The 22,678-nt window shown below is 68.0% G+C and carries 24 protein-coding genes; 14 read left to right on the forward strand and 10 right to left on the reverse strand.

Going from position 1 to position 22,678, the window contains the following annotated elements:
• Positions 1 to 5 precede the first annotated feature (5 nt).
• Positions 6 to 659: a DUF3348 family protein gene (locus ACM2ZB_RS02885; protein WP_416057349.1), complete on the reverse strand. Its 654-nt coding sequence runs from the start codon at positions 657 to 659 to the stop codon at positions 6 to 8.
• 171 nt (positions 660 to 830) lie between these two features.
• Between ACM2ZB_RS02885 and ACM2ZB_RS02890 the strand changes: the two genes are divergently transcribed.
• On the forward strand, positions 831 to 1,748 hold the full coding sequence (locus tag ACM2ZB_RS02890) for a M14 family metallocarboxypeptidase (protein ID WP_416057350.1): 918 nt from the start codon (positions 831 to 833) through the stop codon (positions 1,746 to 1,748).
• Between the two features lie 168 nt (positions 1,749 to 1,916).
• Complete coding sequence (locus ACM2ZB_RS02895; protein ID WP_416057351.1) at positions 1,917 to 2,561, forward strand: hypothetical protein; 645 nt, start codon at positions 1,917 to 1,919, stop codon at positions 2,559 to 2,561.
• Positions 2,562 to 2,571: 10 nt separating this feature from the next.
• Here ACM2ZB_RS02895 and ACM2ZB_RS02900 read toward each other — a convergent pair whose 3' ends face one another.
• The 5 genes from ACM2ZB_RS02900 to ACM2ZB_RS02920 form a co-directional block, all read right to left on the reverse strand.
• Complete coding sequence (locus tag ACM2ZB_RS02900; RefSeq protein WP_416057352.1) at positions 2,572 to 3,207, reverse strand: hypothetical protein; 636 nt, start codon at positions 3,205 to 3,207, stop codon at positions 2,572 to 2,574.
• Between the two features lie 32 nt (positions 3,208 to 3,239).
• Complete coding sequence (locus tag ACM2ZB_RS02905; protein WP_416057353.1) at positions 3,240 to 3,896, reverse strand: hypothetical protein; 657 nt, start codon at positions 3,894 to 3,896, stop codon at positions 3,240 to 3,242.
• Positions 3,897 to 3,953: 57 nt separating this feature from the next.
• Positions 3,954 to 4,328: a hypothetical protein gene (locus ACM2ZB_RS02910; protein ID WP_416057354.1), complete on the reverse strand. Its 375-nt coding sequence runs from the start codon at positions 4,326 to 4,328 to the stop codon at positions 3,954 to 3,956.
• Between the two features lie 452 nt (positions 4,329 to 4,780).
• Complete coding sequence (locus ACM2ZB_RS02915; RefSeq protein ID WP_416057355.1) at positions 4,781 to 5,467, reverse strand: CPCC family cysteine-rich protein; 687 nt, start codon at positions 5,465 to 5,467, stop codon at positions 4,781 to 4,783.
• Between the two features lie 132 nt (positions 5,468 to 5,599).
• On the reverse strand, positions 5,600 to 10,498 hold the full coding sequence (locus tag ACM2ZB_RS02920) for a putative Ig domain-containing protein (protein ID WP_416057356.1): 4,899 nt from the start codon (positions 10,496 to 10,498) through the stop codon (positions 5,600 to 5,602).
• Between the two features lie 456 nt (positions 10,499 to 10,954).
• Between ACM2ZB_RS02920 and ACM2ZB_RS02925 the strand changes: the two genes are divergently transcribed.
• The 4 genes from ACM2ZB_RS02925 to ACM2ZB_RS02940 are packed head-to-tail and all read left to right on the forward strand — an operon-like array spanning position 10,955 to position 13,163.
• Positions 10,955 to 11,479 carry a phage tail protein gene (locus ACM2ZB_RS02925; protein ID WP_416057357.1) on the forward strand — a complete coding sequence of 175 codons (525 nt, stop codon included), beginning with the start codon at positions 10,955 to 10,957 and terminating at the stop codon, positions 11,477 to 11,479.
• Between the two features lie 29 nt (positions 11,480 to 11,508).
• On the forward strand, positions 11,509 to 12,039 hold the full coding sequence (locus tag ACM2ZB_RS02930) for a phage tail protein (RefSeq protein WP_416057358.1): 531 nt from the start codon (positions 11,509 to 11,511) through the stop codon (positions 12,037 to 12,039).
• A 37-nt stretch (positions 12,040 to 12,076) separates the two neighbouring features.
• Positions 12,077 to 12,610, forward strand: a complete 534-nt coding sequence (locus ACM2ZB_RS02935; RefSeq protein WP_416057359.1) for a phage tail protein — start codon at positions 12,077 to 12,079, stop codon at positions 12,608 to 12,610.
• A gap of 4 nt (positions 12,611 to 12,614) precedes the next feature.
• Complete coding sequence (locus ACM2ZB_RS02940; RefSeq protein WP_416057360.1) at positions 12,615 to 13,163, forward strand: GNAT family N-acetyltransferase; 549 nt, start codon at positions 12,615 to 12,617, stop codon at positions 13,161 to 13,163.
• A 1-nt stretch (position 13,164) separates the two neighbouring features.
• Here the strand turns inward: ACM2ZB_RS02940 and ACM2ZB_RS02945 are convergent, their stop codons facing one another.
• The 3 genes from ACM2ZB_RS02945 to ACM2ZB_RS02955 form a co-directional block, all read right to left on the reverse strand.
• Positions 13,165 to 13,461 carry a DUF6916 family protein gene (locus tag ACM2ZB_RS02945; RefSeq protein ID WP_313435787.1) on the reverse strand — a complete coding sequence of 99 codons (297 nt, stop codon included), beginning with the start codon at positions 13,459 to 13,461 and terminating at the stop codon, positions 13,165 to 13,167.
• A gap of 204 nt (positions 13,462 to 13,665) precedes the next feature.
• A complete protein-coding gene (locus tag ACM2ZB_RS02950) occupies positions 13,666 to 14,922 on the reverse strand; it encodes an ectonucleotide pyrophosphatase/phosphodiesterase (protein ID WP_416057361.1) in 1,257 nt (418 codons plus the stop codon).
• Positions 14,923 to 15,048: 126 nt separating this feature from the next.
• Complete coding sequence (locus ACM2ZB_RS02955; RefSeq protein ID WP_416057362.1) at positions 15,049 to 16,539, reverse strand: serine hydrolase domain-containing protein; 1,491 nt, start codon at positions 16,537 to 16,539, stop codon at positions 15,049 to 15,051.
• A 155-nt stretch (positions 16,540 to 16,694) separates the two neighbouring features.
• On the opposite strand from ACM2ZB_RS02955, the gene ACM2ZB_RS02960 reads away from it, so the two are divergent.
• Positions 16,695 to 17,024, forward strand: coding sequence for a hypothetical protein (locus ACM2ZB_RS02960; RefSeq protein WP_313435793.1), 330 nt, complete (start codon positions 16,695 to 16,697; stop codon positions 17,022 to 17,024).
• 6 nt (positions 17,025 to 17,030) lie between these two features.
• On the opposite strand, the gene ACM2ZB_RS02965 is transcribed toward ACM2ZB_RS02960, so the two are convergent.
• On the reverse strand, positions 17,031 to 17,435 hold the full coding sequence (locus tag ACM2ZB_RS02965; RefSeq protein ID WP_416058609.1) for a ribonucleotide reductase subunit alpha: 405 nt from the start codon (positions 17,433 to 17,435) through the stop codon (positions 17,031 to 17,033).
• A gap of 194 nt (positions 17,436 to 17,629) precedes the next feature.
• On the opposite strand from ACM2ZB_RS02965, the gene moaA reads away from it, so the two are divergent.
• The 7 genes from moaA to ACM2ZB_RS03000 all read left to right on the forward strand — a co-directional run bounded on the left by moaA (position 17,630) and on the right by ACM2ZB_RS03000 (position 22,624).
• Positions 17,630 to 18,610 carry a GTP 3',8-cyclase MoaA gene (gene moaA, locus ACM2ZB_RS02970; RefSeq protein ID WP_416057363.1) on the forward strand — a complete coding sequence of 327 codons (981 nt, stop codon included), beginning with the start codon at positions 17,630 to 17,632 and terminating at the stop codon, positions 18,608 to 18,610.
• An 8-nt stretch (positions 18,611 to 18,618) separates the two neighbouring features.
• Positions 18,619 to 19,632: a bifunctional molybdenum cofactor biosynthesis protein MoaC/MoaB gene (gene moaCB, locus ACM2ZB_RS02975; RefSeq protein ID WP_416058610.1), complete on the forward strand. Its 1,014-nt coding sequence runs from the start codon at positions 18,619 to 18,621 to the stop codon at positions 19,630 to 19,632.
• A complete protein-coding gene (glp, locus tag ACM2ZB_RS02980) occupies positions 19,629 to 20,882 on the forward strand; it encodes a gephyrin-like molybdotransferase Glp (RefSeq protein WP_416057364.1) in 1,254 nt (417 codons plus the stop codon). The genes moaCB and glp overlap by 4 nt, the downstream gene beginning before the upstream one ends.
• The gene (locus ACM2ZB_RS02985) at positions 20,882 to 21,142 is read left to right on the forward strand and encodes a MoaD/ThiS family protein (RefSeq protein WP_416057365.1); all 261 of its coding nucleotides are present in this window, start codon (positions 20,882 to 20,884) and stop codon (positions 21,140 to 21,142) included. The genes glp and ACM2ZB_RS02985 overlap by 1 nt, the downstream gene beginning before the upstream one ends.
• A 1-nt stretch (position 21,143) precedes the next feature.
• The gene (locus ACM2ZB_RS02990; protein ID WP_416057366.1) at positions 21,144 to 21,638 is read left to right on the forward strand and encodes a molybdenum cofactor biosynthesis protein MoaE; all 495 of its coding nucleotides are present in this window, start codon (positions 21,144 to 21,146) and stop codon (positions 21,636 to 21,638) included.
• A 72-nt stretch (positions 21,639 to 21,710) separates the two neighbouring features.
• Positions 21,711 to 22,259 (forward strand): molybdenum cofactor guanylyltransferase, encoded by a 549-nt coding sequence (locus ACM2ZB_RS02995; protein WP_416057367.1) that lies wholly within the window; start codon positions 21,711 to 21,713, stop codon positions 22,257 to 22,259.
• Complete coding sequence (locus ACM2ZB_RS03000) at positions 22,256 to 22,624, forward strand: hypothetical protein (protein WP_313435805.1); 369 nt, start codon at positions 22,256 to 22,258, stop codon at positions 22,622 to 22,624. The genes ACM2ZB_RS02995 and ACM2ZB_RS03000 overlap by 4 nt, the downstream gene beginning before the upstream one ends.
• Positions 22,625 to 22,678: the final 54 nt, after the last annotated feature.

Here is a 22,678-nt window from a genome sequence, read left to right on the forward strand (position 1 = left end):
TCCGGTCAGTGGGAGCGCAGGGCTGCACGCAGCCCATGGATCGGGTGGAAACGCAGTTCAAGCTCGGCCAGCAGCAGGCTGCGCATGTCATGGCGGAAGGACGCGCGCCAGCCGGGCCGGCCGTGCACGCGTTCAAAACGGGCGGCCAGCACGGCCGGTGCCGTGGCCAGCAGGCTGTGCTCGCGCGGCGTGAGGGTCTGTTCCATCACCGCGTCGATCCCGGCCAGCCGTGCCAGTTCAGGCGAGGCCTGCAGCAGCTGGTCGCGCAGGCGCCCACGCAGGCGCCCGGTGGCCGTCTGGATGGCCTGCTGCAGCACGCGATAGCGCTGGCGCAGCGACGCGAAGTTGGGTTGGGCGGCGGCCTCGGCCAGATCCAGCAGGCGCTCGGCCTCGGCATCCTCGGTGATCGAAGCCAGCAGGCTGGATTCGGCCTGGGCACAGTCCGCCAGCAGGTCGTCCACCGCCTCAGCGGCCTCGCCGGGCTCCGGCTGGCGGCCGTCCAGCGCCCCGGACAGGGCCACGGCGCGGCTCCAGTCCACCCACTGGCCGAGGCGATCGGTCAGGGCCGGACTGCTGGCCGGCATCGCGCCGTCGCTGAGACGGGCAAGCAGGCGGAGGAAATCCGGTCCACCCAGGACCGGCTGCGCAGCGTGTGCCATCAAGGGGTGAGGGGCCAAAAACCGTTGATTTTACAACCTGATGACCCCCTCTGGATGAAGGGACGGGGCGGCCCCCGGCCCGGCGGGGCAGACCCTGGCTTCGGTCCGGGCCGGCAGACGGCTTAGAATGCTCGGCTGCACTACCGCACCTGGACCTTCTGGAGCTTCCGCATGACCCTCGCGCCGTTCTATCCCATCGGTACCCCCGGCCAGCCCTGGGGCGATGCTGAACGCGCACAGTGGCGGGCCGCCCAGCAACGCCAGCGCAGCTACCACGACGATGTGGTGGCCGCGCTGGAGCGCCTGGACGAGCGTTTCGACGTGATCCAGTACGGCCAGCTGGACTATGCCCCGGACCATTACCCGCTGTTTGCGGTGGTGAACCACGACTGGAACCCGGCGCTGCCGGCCGCGCTGGTCACCGGTGGCGTGCACGGCTACGAAACCAGTGGCGTGCACGGCGCCCTGCAGTTCCTGGAACAGCAGGCCGAGCGTTACCTGGGCCGGATGAACCTGATCGTGGCCCCGTGCGTCAGCCCGTGGGGCTATGAACGCATCCAGCGCTGGAACCCGGATGCCATCGACCCGAACCGCAGCTTCCGTGACGGCGGCCTGATCGAGGAAGCGGCGTCGCTGATGCGCTGGGTGGCCGAGCGCAAGGCCAGCCTGCTGGTGCATCTGGACCTGCACGAGACCACCGACAGCGACCTGCACGAATTCGACCCGGCCCGCTGCGCCCGCGATGGCAAGCCGTTCGTGCGCGACACCATTCCCGATGGTTTCTATGTGATCGGCAACAGCGAAGACCCGCAGCCTGACTTCCAGAAGGCGCTGATCAACGCCGTGGCGCCCATCACCCATATCGCCCCGGCCGATGCCGAAGGCAACCTGGTTGGCCTGCCGCTGCAGTCGCCGGGCGTGGTCTGGGGCGAGTCGCGTTCCATTGGCGCCTGCGCCGGCTTCACCGACGCGCGCTATGCCACCACCACCGAGGTCTACCCGGACAGCCCGCGCACCAACCCGCAGGAATGCAACGACGCCCAGGTGGCGGCGGTGTGCGCCGGGCTGGATTTCGCTCTGGCCAGGTGAGGCGGCGCCGGGCGGCACGGCGGGTGTAGAGCCGTGCCGTGCTCGGCTGCTGTCTGCGTGGCAGTCGAGCATGGCTCGACTCTACAAAGGCAACGGCAAGGACTTCACGGGCATTAAGCACTTCAATGGCGACCATGGGCCGTTTCACGCCCATGAGTTCCGCCGAGGATGCTGCAGAACCTGCTCCATTTCGCGCCGCTGCTGACCGCGGTGATGACCTGCGTGACCGCCCTGATCTGGGTGGTCTACCTCAACTTCTTCCTGCGCAGCTACCGCCGCCAGCAGCGCCCGTCGATCCTCATCACCTCCGGCGCCGGCCGGCATCTGGACGCGCACTGTTTCGTGACCAACCTCGGGTTGGAGCCGGTCTACCTGCTGGACGTGGTGATCGACCTGATCGAGCCAGACGGCAAAGTCGTGCGCGCGGTCATCCCCGAGCGCACCGAACACTGGACCAAGGCCGCGCCCAGCGAAGACGATGACATCCGCCGCGCCACCAATGTCGGCCCGCTCAGCAGCGGCGGCGAGCGCGATCTGGGTCGCTTCCGCACGCTGATCGACCGCGCCGGCACCGAGAACCCGGACATCAAGACCGGCAACGCCTTCACCAGCCTGGAAATCACCGTGGTCATCGTCACCGCCAGCCAGGCCGAACTCTGCGGTGCATCGCGCTGCTACCGCATTGAGTATGGCGAAGATGGCGCGCCGAGGTTGAAGGCGCGGACCATCAAGGCCGCGCAGCTGCAAGGATATTTTGCGCGCCGGAACTTGACCCGGCTTCTCACCGCGCAGCTGGAGAACTCCCGTTCATAGCCTGGTGTCGCTACTGGTAATTTCGCCAGAACAGCACGCGCGCGCCGTGGTGCTCAATCGCAGCGTAAGTGGCCATTCCGTGTTCCTGCGCACAACGGAAATGGGTATACGAGGCCCCAAGAGTGTGTTCATCCGGCCACCACCTGCGCCTGATCGCAACACGGGCGGACGGGTCGTACTCGGTGCGGACACAATCGTCGGGCAGCTGCAGGCGGGTGGCAGCTGGTTTATTGAAGGCCAGTGCACTCACGTTGGAATCGAGGTCGTGAACTTCGCGCAGGTCGGTGGCCTCCAGCGGGGTCCATTCGGGAATCCAGCCCTTCTCGACCATGCCGTCTGCCATGGCGTCCTGCAGGGTGTCGTATGAGGCGTCCATGACCATGCTGCATGCGGTCAGCGCAAGGCAGAGGGTGCAAAGGGCACCGCCGCGCATGCCGCGCCGGAACGTGCGCAGAACCGCTGGCAGAATCGGACCGTGTCGGAACTCTCTGTGCATCAACAGTCTCCATGCGTGTTTGATCGTCAACGCCACGCCAGCTATCCAGCGGCGCGGCGGGCCGCCCTCGCGCACCGCCGGCGAGGTGGCGACGGAACGTCCTTTGGCGGAGACAAACTCCGCCTCGTAGCGGCGCGTGTCGCAGTCCACTGCGCTGCGATACGCGCCATGCTGCCGTTGCCTCAGTTCTGCCGATCCACGCGCGGAAACGCCTCGCCCACCCACGCCGGCAGGCCCAACAACCGCCGCGTCCGCTGGACGCCCGCAGCGACTTCCGCGGCGAACTCGCCCGGCGTCTGCAAAAGCTGCACCAGCGCCACGCAACGCTGCCGCAACGCGATGGCCCATTCCGTGTCGTGGGTATCGGCAATGACCTCGGCGAACATCTGCCGGCTGCGTTCGCTATCGCCTGCAAGACCCAGCGACACCGCGGCGTGGTAGCTGCTCCATAACGGCGCCGATGAATTCGTGGCGATCCAGCCATGGACGTGGACCGGGGTGGGGAAGCGCTCGCGCAGGGCGAGCACTTCGGCCGCAGCGCGTTCGGCCAGTGCCTGTGCGGCCTGGGCGAAGTCTTCGGCGTTGGTGAAGGGCTGGAAGGGCGCCACCCGGTAGCCGGCATCGAAGGAAAGATAGTCCTTCTCGTTCCAGAGCCAGCAGGCGCCGACATTCAGATAGCTGCCGCGGCTCCAGGACGAGGGCTGGAACTCGACCACCCCGAGCCACCAGCCCTGGTCGTCCAGCCAGATGCGCGAACGCCCCTTCTGCGTGCAGCCCAGTGGTTTCAATGCCGCCCGGGCTGCGGCGGTGATCAGTCGGGTGTGTTCCGCGGTGGCCATCAGGGGGCTTCCATGCGCCGTGTGTGCTGCCGAGCTTAGCCGAACGGGCAGTCCGGCTCAGCCCTCCGGCCGCATCCGCGTGCTCACCTGGGCGGTCAAGGCCATACAGGCCAGCATCAGGCCTTCCATCACCCGGTCGCCTACGTATTCCTCGTCCGGCCCGTGCTGGCGGATGCGCTCGGCCGCCAGCAGCATTTCCTGAGCGACCCGCAGGCCGGCCAGTGCACAGTCGGCATCGGCCAGGGCCAGCCGCCGCCCGGGAAGCTGGTGGCGCTCGGGCCACGGTTGTCCGTCGGCCGCCGCGCCGCGGCCGATCTGCTTCAGTGCATCGATATAGGCAGATGCCGCCGGCGGGGTAGTCAGGTCCGGCGCCTCGTCGGCGTTGGCCGGGGCGGGGCAGGCGTGCAGCGTGGGGATTTCCGGTGTGGTCATGTCAGGGCTCCGTGCGGGACAAGCGGAAGCCGCCACGCAGGAAGGTGGCGGACGGTACGTGGTTCGAATCCGGGTCGTTCCCAAGCCGGTGGGCGCGAACGCCCCCACGCACCGCCCGCCATGGCCGGCAGACGGATTGCCAGCCGGCGCCGCGGGTAGCGACGCCGGCTGGCAAGCGTAATCACTCAGGAACAACTCGGGATTCGAAACCCGGCCACTCGTTTTCAGTGGCACACCATCTGTACCCACGCAGGGGTGCGGTGCCCATCAGACAAGTTGCAGATCACTGCGGACGAAGACGCTTCCGGCATTTTTCCACACGGTTAAGCCCTCGAAGACGTAGACGGCGCAAGGGCCGTGATCGACCGGGGAATATGCGACAGCGGTCGAAGATGCAGGCGGGGCAGCGCGGGCTCGACAGTTCGAAAGCGACAGCGGTCAGGCCGCAGGCGTCACCACTCCGGGTGGTAGAGATCCCGATACGCGTCCTGCGCCATGCCCACGTTCATATAGCGCCCCACAAGCGCGCCCAGCTGGGTTTGTGCGAAGTGCAGGGCGGCGTCCACCGTATTGAACGGCCATTCTTGGCCGAAAGGCAGGTCCGGGTCGACCGCTTCAAACTCAACCAGATCCAGGAAATCCGGCGCGCCGTTGTCGAACACCTCGCACAGGCGAACCGTCCAAGCGCTCGCATTGTCGCGCTCGATGGACAGGTAGCGGATGACCTGTTGGCCTGCCTCGTACCGCCCCGGCAGCAGCTGTTCGAGGGTGCGGCCCGCTGCCGGGTAGCTTCGCGTGTCGAAGGCGGAAAGATAACGCCGCGCTGCGCCTGCAGGCGTGTTGCCGACAATCAGGCCGGGCAGCTCCTGCGGCAGGGGGGGGCGCACGTGGCGCAGGTCCTGCATCCGCGAGGCCCCGAAGCGCCTGTAGTTGGCCCGCGCGTCGGTCAGGCTCAGGTCGCCGTTGGGGCCGCCCAACACAACGTCCGCATCGTCGTCATCCTGGCCGTCATCCTCCCAGAAGCAGACCGGACAGATATCGTATCCACCGCGTGCATCAAGGCTTCTGCTGCCGCAGCAGGGGCAGCGAAGTGGCAGTTCCATCATCGGGGTGGGGCGGGGCTGCGGCGTTTCGGTCATGGTGGTGCGGGATCGGTGGGCGGGTGTTGATGCAGCGTAATGCTGCCGGCCCGGTAGTGCAGCGGTGCAGCCCCGATTGGAGCCGCACCGCCGTGGCTGGAACGCAGGGCGCGTTGCCGCGCCCCCGTTCGATCAGTACTTCTTTTCCAGGTTCAACTGCACGCCGTGGTCGCTGTCGGCGGAGCTGCCGAACAGGCCGCGGTATTCCACGCGCAGGCTGAAATCACGCTCGGTCTGCAGCACCGCACCCAGGCCGAACACGAACCGGTTGTTCTTCAGGCCGTCGATCTGGCTGCGGTAGAACGGCCCACCCGGCAGGTCGGCGTAGTTCATGGTCACCGTGCTGTCACCCTGGAAATCGTGCTGGTACTCCAGGCGCATCTGCGGGGTAAACGTGCCGATGCTGACCGGCACGCGGTAGTCCATGCGCAGGCCCAGGCTGGCGGTGGTGGTATCCACATCCTGGTCCTGGTAGCGCAGCGCATGGATTTCATCGCCGCGTTCGGTGTAGCCGTCCAGGCTGGCGCGGGCCAGATCCAGGCGCGCGTACGGACTCATCGCCAGGCGGTCGCGGCGGAAGTCGCCGCCCATCGACAGCGAGGCGATCCACTGCTTGCCATCACGGTCGCCGCGCACCATCGCGCCATTGGCGGTGACATGGCGGCGAGAGTCGAAGGACAGCAGCTGGTAGCCCAGCAGGCCATCAACGAAGAAGTGCTCGCCCGGGTGGTAACTGCCGTACATCGCCAGGGTGTAGCTTTCGCCGTGGCTGCGGGTGTCGTTGCGGCCCACATCGGTGGTGTCGCGGCCGTAGCCGACGCCGGCACCGATGGCGAAGGCCGGGCTCAGCCGGGTATCCGCGCCAGCGCTGATGCCGCTGGTCTGGAAGTCGAAGCCGGCGCTGCCGGCACGCCCGTCACGGTCGCCGCTGCTGATCGAACCGCCGGTCCACAGGGTCAGGCTGCCGCCATCGCCGTCACCCCGGCGGGCAGCGCCCGCAGCGGCCCCGGCCACCAACAGGTCATCCCCGGCTGCGGACTCGTCCATGGCCGTCACCTGGCGGCAATCGCCACCGGGCATCCGCCGCGACTCGTCCTGGCAGCGGCGGTCGACGCTGAAGCTCAGGCCGTTCTCGAAGCGCTTGCCGTTGCCGCCGCCGTGCATGCCTTCCATGCGCCGCTGGAAGTTGCCGATCTGGGTGGTGGCGAAGCGGCGGGTGGTGGCGGTCTGCGCACCCAGCAGGCCCATCACTTCGGCGTCCTGGGTCGGGTCGGGTCGGCCGATCACATCGAAGTCGATGGTGGCCGGTGCCGAGGTGGTGAATGCATTGGCCAGGGTGAAGGTGGCCGTGGCCGTGCCGGCAAACGTCGCCGCCGGGGTGAAGGTCAGGCGATAGCCGGCGCTGGCACCGCTGCCCGACGGGGTGATGGTGGCGGTGCCGGCGTTGGCCGGTGCCAACGACACCAGCACCGCGGCAGTGAACGGGCCGCCGGTGGCGCCGGTGGTCAGCTCCACGTCGGCCGGGACGCCGGCATTGGCGCTGACCCGGCGCGAGACCGCCACCGGCACGGCATTGACCGTGATGGCTGCGGTGATCGGCGCCGATGGGCCATAGGCGTTGTTGAGGGTGTAGACGATGGTCTGCACGCCGGAGGTGGTGGCCAGCGGGGTGTAGACGAGGCTGGTGCCATTCACCATGGTGGTACCCGACGCCGCAGCGGTCACCAGGGTGACGCCGGTGAACGGGCCGCCACTGGCGCCGGCCGTGGCGTCGATGGTGACCGGTTGCCCGGCCAGGGTGGTGATGGCAGCGCGCGGCTGACCGACCGGCACCGGCAGTGCCGCCACCGTCACCGTGACCGTGGCCGGGGCGGAGGTGCCGCCCGGGCCGGTCACCGTGTAGGTGAAGCTGTCGTTGCCGAAGTAGTTGCCGGCAGGCGTGTAGACCACGCCCAGGCCATTGACGGTGGCGGTGCCGTGCGCGGGTGCGCTGGCCACTGCAACCGAGGTGATCACACCGCTGTCGTTGCCGGTGACTGCGATGGTCACCGGCTGCTGGGCCAGCGTGTTCGCGGTGTCATCGGTTGCCACGGGCGCCGCATCGGTGATGGCGACGGTGTAGCTCTGGGTGGTGTTGAAGCCGGCATCATCGGTGGAGCGCACCTGGAAGCTGTAGCTGCCGGCGGTGGTGGGCGTACCGCTGATCACGCCGGCCGAACTGAGGCCGACGCCGGTGGGCAGGGCACCGGAGGCGAGTGCATAGGCGTACGGCGCGATGCCGCCGCTGCTGCTCAGGCTCTGGTTGTAGGCCGAAGCCACTACGCCGCCGGGCAGGGCGCTGGGCGTGATGACCACGGTGGCTGCTGCGATGGTGAGCGAGTAGGGGCGTGCCCCGATCTGCCCATTGGCGTCGGTGGCCTGCACGGTGAAGGGGAAGGTGCCGGCCACGCGCGGAACACCGGACAACGCGCCGCCCGGGCTCAGGCTCATCCCCGCCGGCAGCGCGCCGGCGACCACCGCATAGGCATAGGGGGCGATACCGCCACTGCTGTCCAGCTGGACGTTGTAGGCCGCCCCAGCCGTGCCGTTGGCCACGCTGGTCGTATCGATGCTGATCGTTGGCGCGCCTACCTGCAGCACGTAGTTCTGCGTTCGCGAAAACGGGGCTCCGGCGCCGGTGCTGCTGTCGGTGACACGCACGCTGAAGGTGTACAGGCCGGTTACGGTGGGCGCGCCAGAGAGTTCGCCGGTGGAACTCAGGCTCAAGCCTGCGGGCAGTGCGCCTGCGCTGACCGCGTAGGTGTACGGCGCGGTTCCGCCGGTGGCGCTGTAGGTGGTGGTGCTGTTGACGGCGTAGGTCTTCGTCAGCGTGCCTGCCGCTGGCGTCATGCCCAGCGTTGGCGCGCTGACGCTCAAGGTGAATGCTTGGCCGACAGTGAACGGACCGTTGCCGGTGCTGCTGTCAGTGGCGCTGGCATTGAGCGCGAAGCTGCCTGCAGACGAGGGCGTGCCACTTACGGTCACGCTGTTGTTGCTGTTGCCGGTGATGCTCAGCCCGGCGGGCAGGCCGGTGACGGCAAAGCCGGTGAAGGGCCCAGTGCCGCCGTTCCAGGTGAAGGTCTGCGTGTAGGCAACGCCGACCTGGGCGGTTAGCGGACCGCTCGCCGCCACGGTGATGACGGGATTGGAAACCGTGACCGCCACCGTGGCCGGCGCGGAGGTGCCGGCACTGTTGGTGGCCGTGTAGGTAAAGCTGTCCGGCCCCGCGTAGCCTGGAGTGGGCTGATAGGTGATGTTCACGCCACTGGCGATGGCCGATCCGTGGGCGGGTGCGGTGCCGATGGCGACCGAGGCAGGCACGCCACCGGTGATGTTCAGCGTGATCGGGTTTGCACCACTGTTGTAGGCAACCGTGGCCGATACCGGGTTGGCCACTGGCGGTGTATTGACGATCTGCAGCGTGTAACCGCGGGGCGCCGAGTTGTACGGGCCGCTGCCGGTACTGCTGTCAGTAGCGGTGACGGCAAAGTTGAAGGTGCCCGCGGCGGTGGGGGTGCCCGCCAACGCACCTGTTGCGGTGTTCAACGTGATGCCCGCTGGCAGGGCCCCGGCCGTGATTGCAAAGGTATAGGGTGACGTGCCGCCACTGGGCGCATTCAGCGAGGCGCTGTAGACCACGCCCTGGGTTCCGTTGGCCAGGGTGGTGGCGGGCAGGTTGATCGTCGGCGGGGCGATGGTGAACCCATAGGCGCGTGAGCCGGTATGCGGCGCACCGGTACCGGTGCTGCTGCCCGTTGCCGTAACGGTGAAGTTGAACGTGCCACCGGCCGTAGGCGTGCCACTGATGACACCCCCGCTGGACAGGGACAGGCCTGCCGGCAGCGCACCCGCGGTGACTGCGAACGTGTAGGGGGCGATGCCGCCGCTGGCGGTTACCGTCTGGCTGTAGGCGGTTGCGACCGTGCCGTTGGGCAGCGTGAGCGGCGCGATCGCGATCACTGGCGGGGCCACGACCAGCGTGTACGCGCGCGTACCGGGGAAGTTGTTGGCGTCGGCCGCACGCACGGTGAAATTGAAGGTGCCGGCGGCGGTGGGCGTGCCGGACAGTGTGCCGGTGGAGCTGAGCGTCAACCCCGCCGGCAGCGCGCCTGCGCTGAGGCTGAAGGCGTAGGGTGCGGTGCCACCGGTTGCGCTGAAGGACTGACTGTAGGCCGCGCCGACGGTCGCGCCGCCGATGGTGGCGGGGTCGACCACGATGGTGGGCGGCGGAACGACCTGCAGGGTGACCGTCTTCAGCTCGGCATAGACGCCGGTGCCACTGCTGCTGTCGCTCACGCGGATGGTGAAGGTGTAGTTGCCCTGGGCAGAGGGTGTGCCGCTCAGGGTTGCGCCGCTGAGGCTCAGGCCGGGTGGCAGCGGGCCGTTGGCGGTTTCATGGGCGTAGGTGTAGTTGGGCACGCCGCCGCTGGCAACGAAGGTGAACGTGTAGGCCAGTCCCTGCGCTGCCGCAGTCGGCGCGTTCAGGGCCAGGGTCGGGTTGCCTGCATTGCCGCTGAAGGCGCGCACGCCGCTGTCGGCAGCGCTGTCGGTGGCGCGGATGGTGAAGGCGTAGGCGCCGCGCTGGGTGGGGGTGCCGCTGAGGGTATCGCCGTTGAGGCTCAGCCCGGGCGGCAGGGGGCCGGCATCGAGGGTGTAGGTGTAGGGCCCGGTGCCACCGCTGGCGCTGAAGGTGGTGCTGAAGGGCGTTCCCGCGCTGAGGGCGACTGCGGGCGTGGCGGTCAGGGTGATGGCCGAGGCCGTACCGATGGTCACGTTTACGGTGATGTCACCGCCGGCGTCGTCCTGGATGACGAAGCTGTCGCTGGTTGCGCTGTTGCCGTTGTGCGTATAGGTCAGCGGCAGATTGGCGCCGGACTGTGTGCCCACCGTGCGCGTGCCATTGGTCGTTGCAGCCGTATCGGCGGAAATGCCGAAGCCGCCGTGGCAGTGGTTGATGTTGATGGTCTGCGAGCCGCTATGGGCAACCGACATGCTGAGCGTCGGGCAGAAGGTCGAGGGCGCGGCAACCGCCAGCTGTGGCCAGAGGCTTCCCAGGCACATCAGGGCGATGGCCAGCCAGGCGTGGAAGGACGACAAGAAAACGCGCGAAGGCGCACGCGGCGCCGCCGCGCTGTGCGCTGACGAATGATGCATGTTCTGCCCCTGTTGCCACCGCATGCGTCCGCAGGCCTCTGGCCTTCGGATCAATGCAGCGAGACTTTCCCCCTGTCCACGGTTGCCGGATTGAACCCCGGACCGCACCTCTGCGAACTGCTGCCTATCATTCAAGCAGGATTTACTACAAAAAGGGAAGTGCTTCACAGTTCTGGAATAATTTATTGTTGCGACCGCACAATAAAAACTGCTTGTACGGCGTGTGGCGGGTGAGCGAGAGTAGGTCGGCGCAGGACATGACGTCCGCGCCACCAACCTTTCGGGGGAAAAGGTATGACCGAAGTGTTTATCGGGCAGATAATGCTCACGGCGTTTCCGTTCGCGCCCAAGGGATTTGCGCTCTGTAACGGGCAGTTGCTGGCCATCGCCCAGAACCAGGCGTTGTTTTCTCTGCTGGGTACGCAGTACGGCGGCAACGGCACCACCAATTTCGCCTTGCCCGATCTGCGTTCGCGTACGCCGGTGGGTGCTGGCCCGTCAGCGGATGGAAGCTGGAATCCATCGCCTTACACCGTTGGCCAGGCCGCCGGGGTAGAAAACGTGACCCTGCTGAGCACGGAGGTTCCCAGCCACAGCGCGGTGGTCAACGGCACAACAACCACAGGCGCGGTACGCAACCCCACCGGCGGGCTGTATGGCACCAGTGGCAGTGCGATCTTCGGCGCGGCCAGCGGCCCGCTGGTGCCCTTGGGCGGCGTCGGTCCCGGGGGCGGGGGCCAGGCACACCCCAACGTGCAGCCCTACACGACGATCAACTTCGTGATCGCCCTGGTTGGCATATACCCCTCGCGCAACTGACGCGCTGGCATCCACTACAGGAGTTTCTCATGAGCACCCCTTACGTCGGAGAAATCCGGATGCTCGGTTTCCCGCGCGTGCCCAGCGGCTGGTTTGCATGTGACGGTACGCTCAAGGCGATTGCCGAGTACGAAGTGCTGTACGCCTTGATCGGCACCACCTATGGCGGTGATGGTGTCTCCACATTCGGCGTGCCGGATCTGCGCGGGCGCGTGCCGATCCACCAAGGCACCGGTCCCGGGTTGAGCAGTTATGTGATCGGGCAGAAGGCGGGTAACCAGAGCATCACGCTGTTGCAGAGCCAATTACCCCAGCACGCACCGGCGCTGATGGCGACCACGGCGCTGGCGACCACCGGTGCGGTGGGGACGGGCGTCGTACCCGCAGCATTGTCGGGCGATACGATGTACGTCACTGACATCACCGGTGCCAACGCTGCGGTCATGGCGCCCAGTGCCATCGTCAGCGCTGGCGGCAACCAGCCGCATGAAAACGAAATGCCCACGCTGGCGGTGCAGTTCTGCATCGCGTGGGCGGGCGTCTTCCCGTCGCAGGGCTGACCCGCCCACCGCACCCAACTGATTCCAGGATACGACCATGACCGAACCTTTCATCGGCGAAATCCAGCTGTTCGGCTTCAACTTTCCCCCCTATCGCTGGGCGAGCTGCGACGGCACGACCCTGCCGATCCAGCAGAACACCGCCCTGTACTCGCTGTTGGGCACTTCCTACGGCGGCAACGGCCAGACCACGTTCCAGCTGCCGAATTTCGTCAACCGTGCCGCCACCGCGCCGGGCCAGGGTCCGGGCTTGACCCCGCGCGTCCTTGGCGAAGCCTTTGGCAGCAATACGGTGACGCTCAGCCAGGCCGAACTTCCGTCGCACAGCCATCCGCTGACGATCTACAACCAGAACGATGCTTCCAAGCGCTCGGGCACGCCCGCAGCGGGCAACTATCTGGGCCTTCCAACGACAGGCACGCCGTTCGTGGCCACCACCACGCCCAATACGCAGTTCAGCCCCAGCATGGTCAGTCCGTCCGGCGGTGGCCAGCCGCACGAGAACCGCCAGCCCTACCTCGCGACGAACTTCTGCATCGCGTTGCAGGGCGTGTTCCCCGCGTTCGGCTGAGCACATGCAGGCGCCGTCGCGGCTTGCTTCGTTTCCGGCGGGCCGCGACGACCGCCTGCGCATTCCCGCGTGTCTGCACGAACGCGGCTACAGCCTGCGGCCGCTGCACGATGGCGACCTGCCATGGCTGCAGGCGCTGTATGCCAGCACCCGCAGCGAAGAGCTCGCGGCGGTGCCCTGGCCGGAATCCGCCAAGCGCGCGTTCCTGGACAGCCAGTTCGCGCTGCAGCACCAGCATTATCAGCTGCACTACGGTGATTCCGATTTCCTGGCGATCGAACGCCATGGTGAACCCGTGGGCCGCTACTATCTGCAGCGCAATGCGCCGGATCACCTGATCGTCGATATCTGCCTGTTCCCGCAGCAGCGTGGCCACGGCGTGGCCGCAGCGTTGATCGCCCACAGCCAGGACCTGGCCGCTGCACAGGGGCGCGGCATGACCCTGCATGTGCAGGCGGAAAACACGGCGGCGCAGCGTCTCTACCACCGCCTGGGCTTCATGCTGGTGGAAGACCAGCGCTCGCACCTGTTGCTGCGCTGGGCACCGGCGTGAATCAGTTGAAGATCGCCTGGTAGAGGAAGCCGGCCTGTTCGCGTGCGATGGGTACCAGGAAGATGCCGACTTCGCCCACGTCTTCGTGGCGCATCAGATAGGTCTGCTGCGGAAACAGGAAGGCCGACGCGTTGCGGAACAGCAGCGAGAACGGCGTGCGCGCTGCGCCCGGCAGCACCCGCGCAGGATCAAGCGCACGTGCTTCCACCAGCACGAAGGGGATCTCACCGTCGTTGATGACCGCCGAGAAGGTCTGGTCAACGTGGCGGGCGAAATGATCAAGCGTCAGCAGTTCCATGCAGGGTTCCCCTAAACCGAACCGCATCGTCGCCGGGCCGCGCCCGGCTTGCAAGCGCTCTTGTAGCGTCGAGCTTGCTCGACTGCCTTACCGCCGCCGTAGAGTCGAGCTTGCTCGACTGCGCTCGGCAACAGTCGAGCAAGCTCGACTCTACGTACGCGTCCGGCATCGACCCACGCGCCACCGCGCGCACAACTGTGCCGGTCACTCCGGGCGCAGCACCGCATCGAACGTGGCCGGGTTGCCGTCGTTGGCCGCAGCCGGCACCTTCAACAGCCGGGCCAGCAGCGGATAGACATCCACGTTGTCGAACCCTTCAAGCGTCCTGCCGGCTACGAACGAAGGCCCGGTGGCCACGAACACCGCGCGCATGGACGGCAGCGTGTTGTCGTAGCCGTGGGTGCCACGGTAGGCATGCGCATGGCGGGCCAGCATGGCCGGTGTCAGTGCGTCCCAGCCTTCGTCCATCTCGCAGACGATGGGCGGCGTGCGTGGGTGCTGGCCATACTGCCAGCGGGCCGGCATCTCACCGCGTCGCCAGCACTGGTAGTGCTCGTGCCGACCCAGCAGGGCCTGCTCGGCCTCGCGTTCACGCCCGGGCCTGGCCTGGAAACCCACTGGCTGGCCCACGCTTGCCGCCACGGCAATGGCCGGGTCGACCATGCGTTCGGTATCGAGCACGTTGCCCTCCGGCAGCTCGGCCATGCCGTGGTCGGACACCAGCACGATATTGGTATCGTCGGCCAGGCCACGCGCATCCAGGCCCGCCAGCACCTGGCCGACGATGGCATCGGCGCGCTGGATCGCCTGCCGGTACTCGGCCGACGCCGGTCCGTAGGTGTGGCCGGCCTTGTCCACGTTTTCCATGTACAGCGTTGCCAGCCGCGGCGCCTGTGGCCCAGTCTGCGCCAGCCAGCCCAGCACGGTCTGCACGCGGTCTTCCAGCGCGATGTTGCGGTCGTAGACCTGCCACTGGCTGGGACGAATGCCCTGGATGGCGGCCTCGCTGCCGGGCCACGACCAGGTCGCGGTACGCACACCGGCTTTTTCGGCGCTCACCCAGATCGGCTCGCCGCCCCACCAGCGCGCATCGGTGACGGCGGCCGGGCTGCTGATCTCGAACCCGCCCAGCTGCGGGTCCTGCATGCTGTTGTGGATGATGCCGTGGTGGCCGGGGCGCAGACCGGTGACCAGGGTGTAGTGGTTGGGGAAGGTCACCGACGGATAGGACGGTGTCATCCAGCGGGCGCGCACGCCGCCATCGATCATCCGCTGGATGTTGGGCGTCAGCCCGCGATCAAGTGCGTCGGCGCGCAGGCCGTCGATGGACACCAGCAGCAGGCGCGGCGAGGAGTGAACCGCAGCCGAGGGCTGCGCAATGGCATGGCGGTGTGGCGACGGCGTGCTGCAGGCCATCAGGGACAGTGCAGCGATGGAGCAGCAGAAGAGGCGGATGTTCATGGCCCATCCTAGCCCCGCGCGATGACAGGTCTAGGACGGATGTGGCCGTAGAGTCGAGCTTGCTCGACTGCTTTGCTGCAGTCGAGCAAGCTCGACTCTACGGCCACGCAGCAGGTGCATCGGCGGTCACTCCTTGCGGGTCGCGGGATAGGTGGTGGCACCGCGCTTCAGTTCGAAGCCGGCCACCCGGCCTGCCGTTGCGGGAGGGAAGGCGATGGTCATGTCCTCGGCGGTCATGAAGTATTCGCGCCCGGACTGTCGGAACAGCTCCATCGGCCGTACGCCGAACAGGTTGCACTGGAAGTACAGGCGGTCACCTTCGCGGGTGATACGGGCCGGCGCGTCCATCAGCAGGTAATCACCGGCCACCTCGGCATTCAGCGCGGCATCGGCAGCCAGTGCGGGCTTTTCGACGATCTGGAATTCCGGCCAGCCATACTCGGCGGCCACGCTTACCAGGATCTCCTCGACCAGGGCGGCGCCTCCGTCGCTGTTGGTCAGCACCACGATGCCCTGGCCGGTGTGGGTGTAGCCCTGGATCTGGGCGCGGAAGCCGTGGGTACCGCCAGTGTGGGCGAAGCTGCTGCCGCTGCCGATGGGCTCGACATACAGCCCGAGGCCGTAGTCACCCTTGACGCGGGCCAGCATCTGCGTGGCCATTGCGGTGCTCAGCACCTTGCCGGCTGTGCCATGGCCGGCCTGCTGCACCTCCAGCACGACCTTGGCCAGGTCGCTGGCGGTGGTCCACAGGCCGGCGGCAGCGGCTTCGGGGTATACACGCCAGCCGCCCGCAACGGGACTCCCATCGCTGGGATGGGCGTGGGCCGCACGCGCGCGCAGGGCCGGCGCCAGGTCGGTGGCGTAGCTGCTGTCGCGCATCTGCAATGGCCCCAGTACCTGTTGCTGCATGAGTTGCGGGAACGGCGCCGCGCCGGCGTCGGCCATCATCTGCTGGACCACGGTGTAGCCGCCGCCGGAGTAGGTCCAGGTGCTGCCGGGCGTCGCCTCTACGCGGATCGGGTCGGAGTTGGCCGGGGCAACGCCATCGAGGATCTGCAGCAGGGTGGGCAGGCGCTCGCCCTGCGCGTAGCCGAAAAAGCCGTGCACGCTCATGCCGGCGCTGTGGTTGAGCAGCGCGCGCAGGGTGACCGGCTGCTGTGCGGTGAACGTGCTGTCGGGGATCTTCCAGTGCTTCAGCAGTGAATTGGCCGGCGCATCCAGCGACAGGCGGCCCTGTTCGACCAGTCGCAGCGCGCCCAGTGCGGCGACGGTCTTGCTGACCGAACCGGCCTGGAACAGGCTGTCCGGGGTGGCTGCGCGGTCGCTGCCGGGCTCGAGCACGCCGTAGGCGCGGGCCCATTCGATGCGCTGGTTGTTGATGAGGGCGATGCTGACCGCAGGCACATCGTGGAAGGCCATGCGCTCGGCCAGGTCCATGTGCGCGCGGGGCTGGCCTTTGACCACGATGCGGCTGGACAGGCCGTGTTCGACCCGCGCGATGCGGGCTTCGATGTCGGCGGGTTGGGACTGCACGTGCGCGCTGGCGGCGAGCAGAAGCAGGGTGATGAGTGCGGGAGGAAGGCGGGTAGCTCGCAGTCCGTTGCGGGTGCTGGGCATGGTGGGGGCCTGGTGGGTGGGCGAGGTGGTGCGGTTGCTGGACTCTACCGGAGGATGCGCGTGGGCGAACAGCGCACGCCGGGGGCGGGCGGTTGACGTCGCCAGCAACGGGGCGCAGGCTTGCCAGGCATGTTTCCTAAACGGTAGGGAGACTTATGACAGCAACTGCTTCCCTCCATCCCGCGCCCGAAGCTCATGGCCGCAGCCGGCTGTGGAGCGTGTTCTGGCTGCAGGGGGTCATTCCCAGCAACATCCTGTGGGCAGTGGCCCTGTGGGCCCTGGCCAACCAGCGCACCACGCTGCTGCTGGCGGTGTTTGCCGTGCTGCTGCTCTATACCGGCTGGATCATCCCGGCAGTGTGGCGGGCGGCGCCCACCGCGCGTACCCCCAACCTGGGCGTGGCCGCGCGTGGGCTGACCGTGGCCTGGGGGCTGAACACCGTGCTGGTGATCTTCTTCCTGACCCTGCAGCTGGTGGCGCAGTAGCGCCGCTCAGTAGAACTGGACCGGCTCGCCGCTGCGGTCGAAGGCGGCGAAGCGGCCGATCTGGCCGTCATGGATGGCATTGACCATCAGCTGCAGCGGGCGGGCGGCTTCGTCGCTGTTGGGCGCAAAGCCCGCGCGCCCGTCCATCGCGGCCACGAACACCAGGTCCCACTCGATGCCGGTATGGGTCGATTCGCTGGCCAGTGCCTGGAAGCTGGGCACCTCGCTGGGCAGCTTGTCCACGCACAGAACGGGCGACAGGGTGCCGCCTTCGCGGCGGTCATGCCGGTCGCGCTGGTCGCCGGTGGGCGATTCGGGCAGATCGGCGCGCACGAACACGAACAACAGGCGCTGTGGCTCGCCCTGTTCAGTCGCGGCGTGCAGAAGCTGCTGGAAATCGTTCATCATCATGAGGGTTGTCACACGCCCGCTGCACGGAAAGCCGCATGCTGCCATAACGGCCGCGTCACCGGGCCGGTGGCGATTGATTTAAGTCATGCCCAAGGCACGGCACGCCGCGTAGTCTGGCAACCGTCCCAGCAGGCGAGGGTATCCGGGCCATTCCGGGCATAGGCAAGACGGTGGAGCAACAAGGTGGACCAGCCATGAGCCAACTCACCGACGGATTCGGGCGCAGCTTTCCGTATCTGCGCCTGTCGCTGACCGAAGCGTGCAACTTCCGTTGCACTTACTGCCTGCCCGACGGTTACCAGGCCGATGGGCGGCCGCGTTTCCTGCAGGTGGATGAGATTGCCCGGCTGGTGCGAGCGTTTGCCGCCCTGGGCATGAGCAAGATCCGCCTGACCGGTGGCGAACCCAGCCTGCGCAAGGACCTTGAACAGATCATCGGCACCGTGGCCAGCGTGCCGGGCGTCCGCAAGGTGGCCATCACCACCAATGGCACGCTGCTGCCGCGGCGCCTGCCGGGCTGGCACCGGGCCGGCCTGACCGCGCTGAACGTGAGCATGGACAGCCTGCAGCGTGAGCGCTTCCACGCCATCACCGGGCACGACCGCCTGCCGGAAATCGAACAGGGCCTGGCCCTGGCGCAGGCCCTGGGCCTGCCGTCCATCAAACTCAACGCGGTTCTGCTGCGCGGCATGAATGACGATGAGCTGCCGCAGTGGATGGAGTACCTGCGTGACCGTCCTTTCAGCGTGCGCTTCATCGAGCTGATGCGCACCGGCGACAACGAAGCCTATTTCCAGCGCCACCACCTGCGTGCCGATGTAGTGATCGAGCAGCTGCTGGCCGCTGGCTGGCAGGAGCGCCCGCGGGCGGCCGATGCCGGCCCGGCGCGTGAGTTCGGGCACCCGCAGCACCGCGGCACGGTGGGCATCATCGCGCCGTACTCGCGTGATTTCTGCAAGGGCTGCAACCGCCTGCGGGTGACCGCCCAGGGCGATCTGCGGCTGTGCCTGTTCGGCGATTTCGGCGTGCCGCTGCGGCCGTTGCTGCAGAGCGACGATGACCATGACGCGCTGCTGGCACGTATCACCACCCAGCTTGGCCTGAAAGCGGCCGGGCACGGATTGCACCAGGGCCAGACCGGGCTGACCCCGCACCTGGCCTCGATTGGAGGATGAGCAACACCATGACCGGGGAATTGAATGCGGCCTTCCACATGGCCGATGTCCGCGACAAACGCATCACCCGCCGCCGCGCGGTGGCGGTGGGCGAACTGCATGCCGGGCCGGTGGCCTACCCGTTGATCGTCGAGCGCCGCCTGCCCAAGGGCGATGCGCTGGTGATGGCCGAGATCGCCGGCCTGCAGGGGGCGAAGATGGCCTCGATGCTGATGCCGTTGTGCCACCCGCTGCCGCTTGAACTGGTGCAGGTGTTCTGCGCGCCGGTGCCGGAGCGGCAGGCGATCCGCGTGTGGTGTGAGTGCGCCAGCGAGGCGCGCACCGGCGTGGAGATGGAGGCCCTGGCCGGGGTGAACGCGGCCCTGCTGACCCTGTACGACCTGAGCAAGCCGGTGGAGCCGGCCCTGCGCATCGAGGGCATCCGCCTGCTGTTCAAGGAAGGCGGCAAGCGTGGGGTCTGGTTGCACCCCGATGGCATGGACGAGGCCGAGCGCGCCCGCTTCAAGCCGCGCGCACCGAAGGGTCTGGAAGGCGCGCGCTGCGCCGTGCTGACCCTGAGTGACCGCGCCAGCGAGGGCACCTATGCCGATGAATCCGGCCCGACGCTGGTGGCCGGGCTGCAGAAACTGGGCGGCGACGTGGTGGCGGCCGAGGTGCTGCCGGACGGCATCGAGCCGCTGGCCAGCCGCCTGCGTGCGCTGGCCGACAGCGGTGTGCGCCTGTGCCTGTGCACGGGTGGCACCGGCCTCGGCCCGCGCGACCTGACGCCGGAAGCGCTGCGTTCCTTGGATGCCCGCCCGGTGCATGGGCTGGCACAGATGGTGCGCGCGCTGAGCGCGCAGCACACGCCCATGGCCTGGCTCAGCCGCGCGGAGGTAGTGCAGCTGGGTGACCTGCTGGTGTTCGCCCTGCCGGGCAGCCCGCGTGCCGCAGCCCAGTGCCTGGACATCCTGGCACCGGTGCTGGGCCACGCGCTGGCGATGGTCGGCGGCGGTGACCACGGCCCTGGGAGCGCCGCATGATTCCCTACAGTGAAGCGCTGCAGCACCTGCTGGCCGCGGCTTCGGCACTGCCGGCCGAGCGCCTGCCCCTGCACGAGGCCGCAGGCCGTACCCTGGCCACGGACATCATCAGCGCGCAGTCGCTGCCGCCGTTCGACAATTCGGCGATGGATGGTTTCGCGCTGCGCGCCGACGGCACGGTGTTCGCCAGCGGCACCGAATTGGCGGTGCAGGGCTGGCAGGCGGCCGGTGATGCCGGCGCCGTGGGCGGCGAGGGCGCCTGGGAAATCATGACCGGCGCGCGCATGCCGGCCGGCCTGGATACGGTGGTGCCGGTGGAGCAGGTGGACATCCTGCAGAGCCACGAAGGCCGCCCGACCCGGATCGCCCTGCGTGCGGAGGTCAAGCCCGGCCATCACGTGCGCCTGCGCGGCCAGGATGTGCGCGAAGGTGAACGCGTACTGCACGCCGGCCAGGTGCTGGACATCAATGCACGCACCCTGCTGCACGCCATCGGCGTGGGCGAGGTGGCGGTGGTGGCGCGGCCCAGGGCGGCGGTGATCGCCACCGGCAAGGAACTGGTGACCGAGGCGGCGCAGGCGCTGGAATCGGGGCAGATCCGTGACAGCAACCGTCCTTACCTGGTGGGCCGGCTGCAGGCCGCCGGTGCCGAGGTGGTCTGGCAGGGCACGGTGGGCGACGATGTAGACGCCTTCAATGCCGTGCTGGACCAGGCCCTGGATGCAGGCGCGCAGCTGCTGATCAGCACCGGTGCGGTGTCCGCCGGGCGCTATGACTTCGTGCCCGATGCCCTGCGCGGCCGCGGTGCCCGCATCATCTTCCACAAGGTGGCCATCCGCCCCGGCAAGCCGCTGCTGTTTGCGGTGCTGCCCGGCGGCGCGCTGTATTTCGGCCTGCCGGGCAACCCGGTATCGGCTGCGGTGGGCCAGCGTTTCTTCGTTGAACCGGTGTTGCGCCGGCTGCTGGGCCTGGACCCGGAAGCCGCGCTGCAGCTGCCGTTGCAGGCTGATGTACGCAAGCCCGAAGGGCTGCGCTTCCACGCCCGCGCGCGGGTGGAGGTCGATGAGCAGGGGCGCCTGAGCGCGCGCGTGCTGTCCGGCCAGGAGTCTTTCCGTTTGATGTCGATGCTGCACGCCAACGCCTGGGTGGTGCTGGAGGCCGAGGGCAACCTGGCCGCAGCCGGGACCTATGTGCGTGTTCAGGGCTGGGGTCACCACGAACCGGTGCAGCTGGTGGGCCAGGAGTCATGATGAAACAGGTGAATCTGCAGTTGTTCGGTGCGTTTTCCGATCTGGACGCCAGCCGCGAGATCGCGGTGGATGTGGCCGGGGGCACCGTTGCCGATCTGCGTCAGGCGCTGCGCGAGCTGCTGCCGGTGCGTTGGCCGGGCTTCCGCGCCGGCCTGCTGGATTACTCGGCCTTTGCCGACCAGCAGCGGGTGCTGCGCGACCACGAGGCGCTGCCGGCCGATGGCCGGGTGGCGATCCTGCCGCCGGTGAGTGGGGGTTGAGATGAGCCATCCCACGATTGCGAAGGTGGTGGACCGCGCGCAGGCGGCCATTGATGCGTCCGAGGGCATCGCCGCGGTATCCGACCCCGGCTTCGGCGGCATTGACGTGTTCATCGGCAAGGTGCGCGACCTCAACCAGGGCCGGCCGGTGCTGGGCATCAGCTACGACCTGTTCGAACCGCTGGTGCTGAACGAGATCCAGCGCCTGGCCGCCGAGGTGCAGGCCGCCTACGGGCCGAAGCTGAAACTGTATGTGGCCCACGCCAAGGGCCGGCTGGCGGTGGGCGAGGTGGCGGTGGTAGTGGCGGCGGGCAGCCCGCACCGGGACGAGGCCTTCCGCGCCTGCCGGCAGCTGATCGAGGCGGTCAAGCACCAGTGCCCCATCTGGAAGCAGGAGCACTACCAGGACGGCGACAGCGAATGGACCGAAGGCTGCAGTCTGTGCCACACCGACGACACGCCGGCGCATGACCATGCCCACGCCCACGATCAGTAGATCCACGCCATGCGTGGATGCGGCCTTCCCGGTCCCCTTGGCCGCCTCGACAACCCCGCGCGTGGCGCCACCATGAACGCGCCGGTGTCCGGCATCGTGCTGGCCGGCGGACTGTCCAGCCGCATGGGGCGCGACAAGGCCATGCTGCCCTGGCAGGGGCGCATCCTGCTGGAACACATGCGTGGCCTGCTCAAGCTGGCCGGGGCCGAGCGGGTCTGGGTCAGCGGCCGCTACCCGGCCTTTGATGGCATTCCTGACCGGGTGACCCGCTGCGGGCCGTTGGGGGGGCTGTACAGCGTGGCCCTGCAGATGCCGGACGGGCCGGCCTGGGTGGTGCCGGTGGATACGCCCCGGCTGACACCCCAACTGCTTCAGCAACTGCGTGACGCGCATCGCGGCCCGTGCACGATCTATGACGGTCATCCGCTTCCAATGCTGTTTAATGTGGACAATGAAAGTCGTAATGTCCTTGAATCCATGATCCACGATCCTCTTGGCCCGCGCTCCCTGCAGGCCCTGCAACACCGCCTGGGCGCCCATGCCGTGCGCCTGGCCCATGCCGACGAAAGCGCCCTGGTCAACTGCAATACCCCCACCCAATGGGAGGATGTGGCCTCATGAAGGTGCAGCTGCAAGAACAGGCCATGCGCCTGCGCCTGGACGAGGCCGAGCTGGCCCGGCTGCTGGCCGGCGAATCGGTCGAGAACCTGACCCGTTTCGGCGGCAGTGGCGGCTGGGGTACGGCGGTATCGCTGCATGGCGGCGATCAGGCCGTGCTGCTCGATGGCGGCACCTACTGCAGGCTGGTGCTGCCGCGCGAAGCGGTGGACGCCCTGGCCGGGCGCCTGCCGTGCCGTGATGGGCTGGGCTTTGCGCTGTACCTGGATGACGGCACCACGCTGCAGCTGCAGTTCGATGTGGACGTGCGGGACAGCGTGCGCCAGCGCGGGGTGACCCGCCGCAGCAGTACCGAGTCACCGGTTTGACATTTGTCAGGGGCAGGGTGGAAACCCGCCCCTGATTGATCCAGATCAACCCCG

The sequence above is a fragment of the Stenotrophomonas maltophilia genome (assembly GCF_047782825.1).
GTDB lineage: Bacteria > Pseudomonadota > Gammaproteobacteria > Xanthomonadales > Xanthomonadaceae > Stenotrophomonas.

Bases quoted from the DNA above. Each gene is read 5' to 3' on its own strand.
- ACM2ZB_RS02930 (WP_416057358.1), top strand. From the start codon at position 11,509: ATGAGCACCCCTTACGTCGGAGAAATCCGGATGCTCGGTTTCCCGCGC.
- ACM2ZB_RS02925 (WP_416057357.1), top strand. From the start codon at position 10,955: ATGACCGAAGTGTTTATCGGGCAGATAATGCTCACGGCGTTTCCGTTC.
- ACM2ZB_RS02910 (WP_416057354.1), bottom strand. From the start codon at position 4,328: ATGACCACACCGGAAATCCCCACGCTGCACGCCTGCCCCGCCCCGGCC.
- ACM2ZB_RS02995 (WP_416057367.1), top strand. From the start codon at position 21,711: ATGAACGCGCCGGTGTCCGGCATCGTGCTGGCCGGCGGACTGTCCAGC.
- ACM2ZB_RS02950 (WP_416057361.1), bottom strand. From the start codon at position 14,922: ATGAACATCCGCCTCTTCTGCTGCTCCATCGCTGCACTGTCCCTGATG.
- ACM2ZB_RS02885 (WP_416057349.1), bottom strand. From the start codon at position 659: ATGGCACACGCTGCGCAGCCGGTCCTGGGTGGACCGGATTTCCTCCGC.
- ACM2ZB_RS02920 (WP_416057356.1), bottom strand. From the start codon at position 10,498: ATGTCGGTTGCCCATAGCGGCTCGCAGACCATCAACATCAACCACTGC.
- ACM2ZB_RS03000 (WP_313435805.1), top strand. From the start codon at position 22,256: ATGAAGGTGCAGCTGCAAGAACAGGCCATGCGCCTGCGCCTGGACGAG.
- ACM2ZB_RS02960 (WP_313435793.1), top strand. From the start codon at position 16,695: ATGACAGCAACTGCTTCCCTCCATCCCGCGCCCGAAGCTCATGGCCGC.
- glp (WP_416057364.1), top strand. From the start codon at position 19,629: ATGATTCCCTACAGTGAAGCGCTGCAGCACCTGCTGGCCGCGGCTTCG.
- ACM2ZB_RS02940 (WP_416057360.1), top strand. From the start codon at position 12,615: ATGCAGGCGCCGTCGCGGCTTGCTTCGTTTCCGGCGGGCCGCGACGAC.
- ACM2ZB_RS02965 (WP_416058609.1), bottom strand. From the start codon at position 17,435: ATGATGATGAACGATTTCCAGCAGCTTCTGCACGCCGCGACTGAACAG.
- ACM2ZB_RS02905 (WP_416057353.1), bottom strand. From the start codon at position 3,896: ATGGCCACCGCGGAACACACCCGACTGATCACCGCCGCAGCCCGGGCG.
- ACM2ZB_RS02990 (WP_416057366.1), top strand. From the start codon at position 21,144: ATGAGCCATCCCACGATTGCGAAGGTGGTGGACCGCGCGCAGGCGGCC.
- moaCB (WP_416058610.1), top strand. From the start codon at position 18,619: ATGACCGGGGAATTGAATGCGGCCTTCCACATGGCCGATGTCCGCGAC.
- moaA (WP_416057363.1), top strand. From the start codon at position 17,630: ATGAGCCAACTCACCGACGGATTCGGGCGCAGCTTTCCGTATCTGCGC.
- ACM2ZB_RS02935 (WP_416057359.1), top strand. From the start codon at position 12,077: ATGACCGAACCTTTCATCGGCGAAATCCAGCTGTTCGGCTTCAACTTT.
- ACM2ZB_RS02945 (WP_313435787.1), bottom strand. From the start codon at position 13,461: ATGGAACTGCTGACGCTTGATCATTTCGCCCGCCACGTTGACCAGACC.
- ACM2ZB_RS02985 (WP_416057365.1), top strand. From the start codon at position 20,882: ATGAAACAGGTGAATCTGCAGTTGTTCGGTGCGTTTTCCGATCTGGAC.
- ACM2ZB_RS02915 (WP_416057355.1), bottom strand. From the start codon at position 5,467: ATGACCGAAACGCCGCAGCCCCGCCCCACCCCGATGATGGAACTGCCA.
- ACM2ZB_RS02895 (WP_416057351.1), top strand. From the start codon at position 1,917: ATGCTGCAGAACCTGCTCCATTTCGCGCCGCTGCTGACCGCGGTGATG.
- ACM2ZB_RS02890 (WP_416057350.1), top strand. From the start codon at position 831: ATGACCCTCGCGCCGTTCTATCCCATCGGTACCCCCGGCCAGCCCTGG.
- ACM2ZB_RS02955 (WP_416057362.1), bottom strand. From the start codon at position 16,539: ATGCCCAGCACCCGCAACGGACTGCGAGCTACCCGCCTTCCTCCCGCA.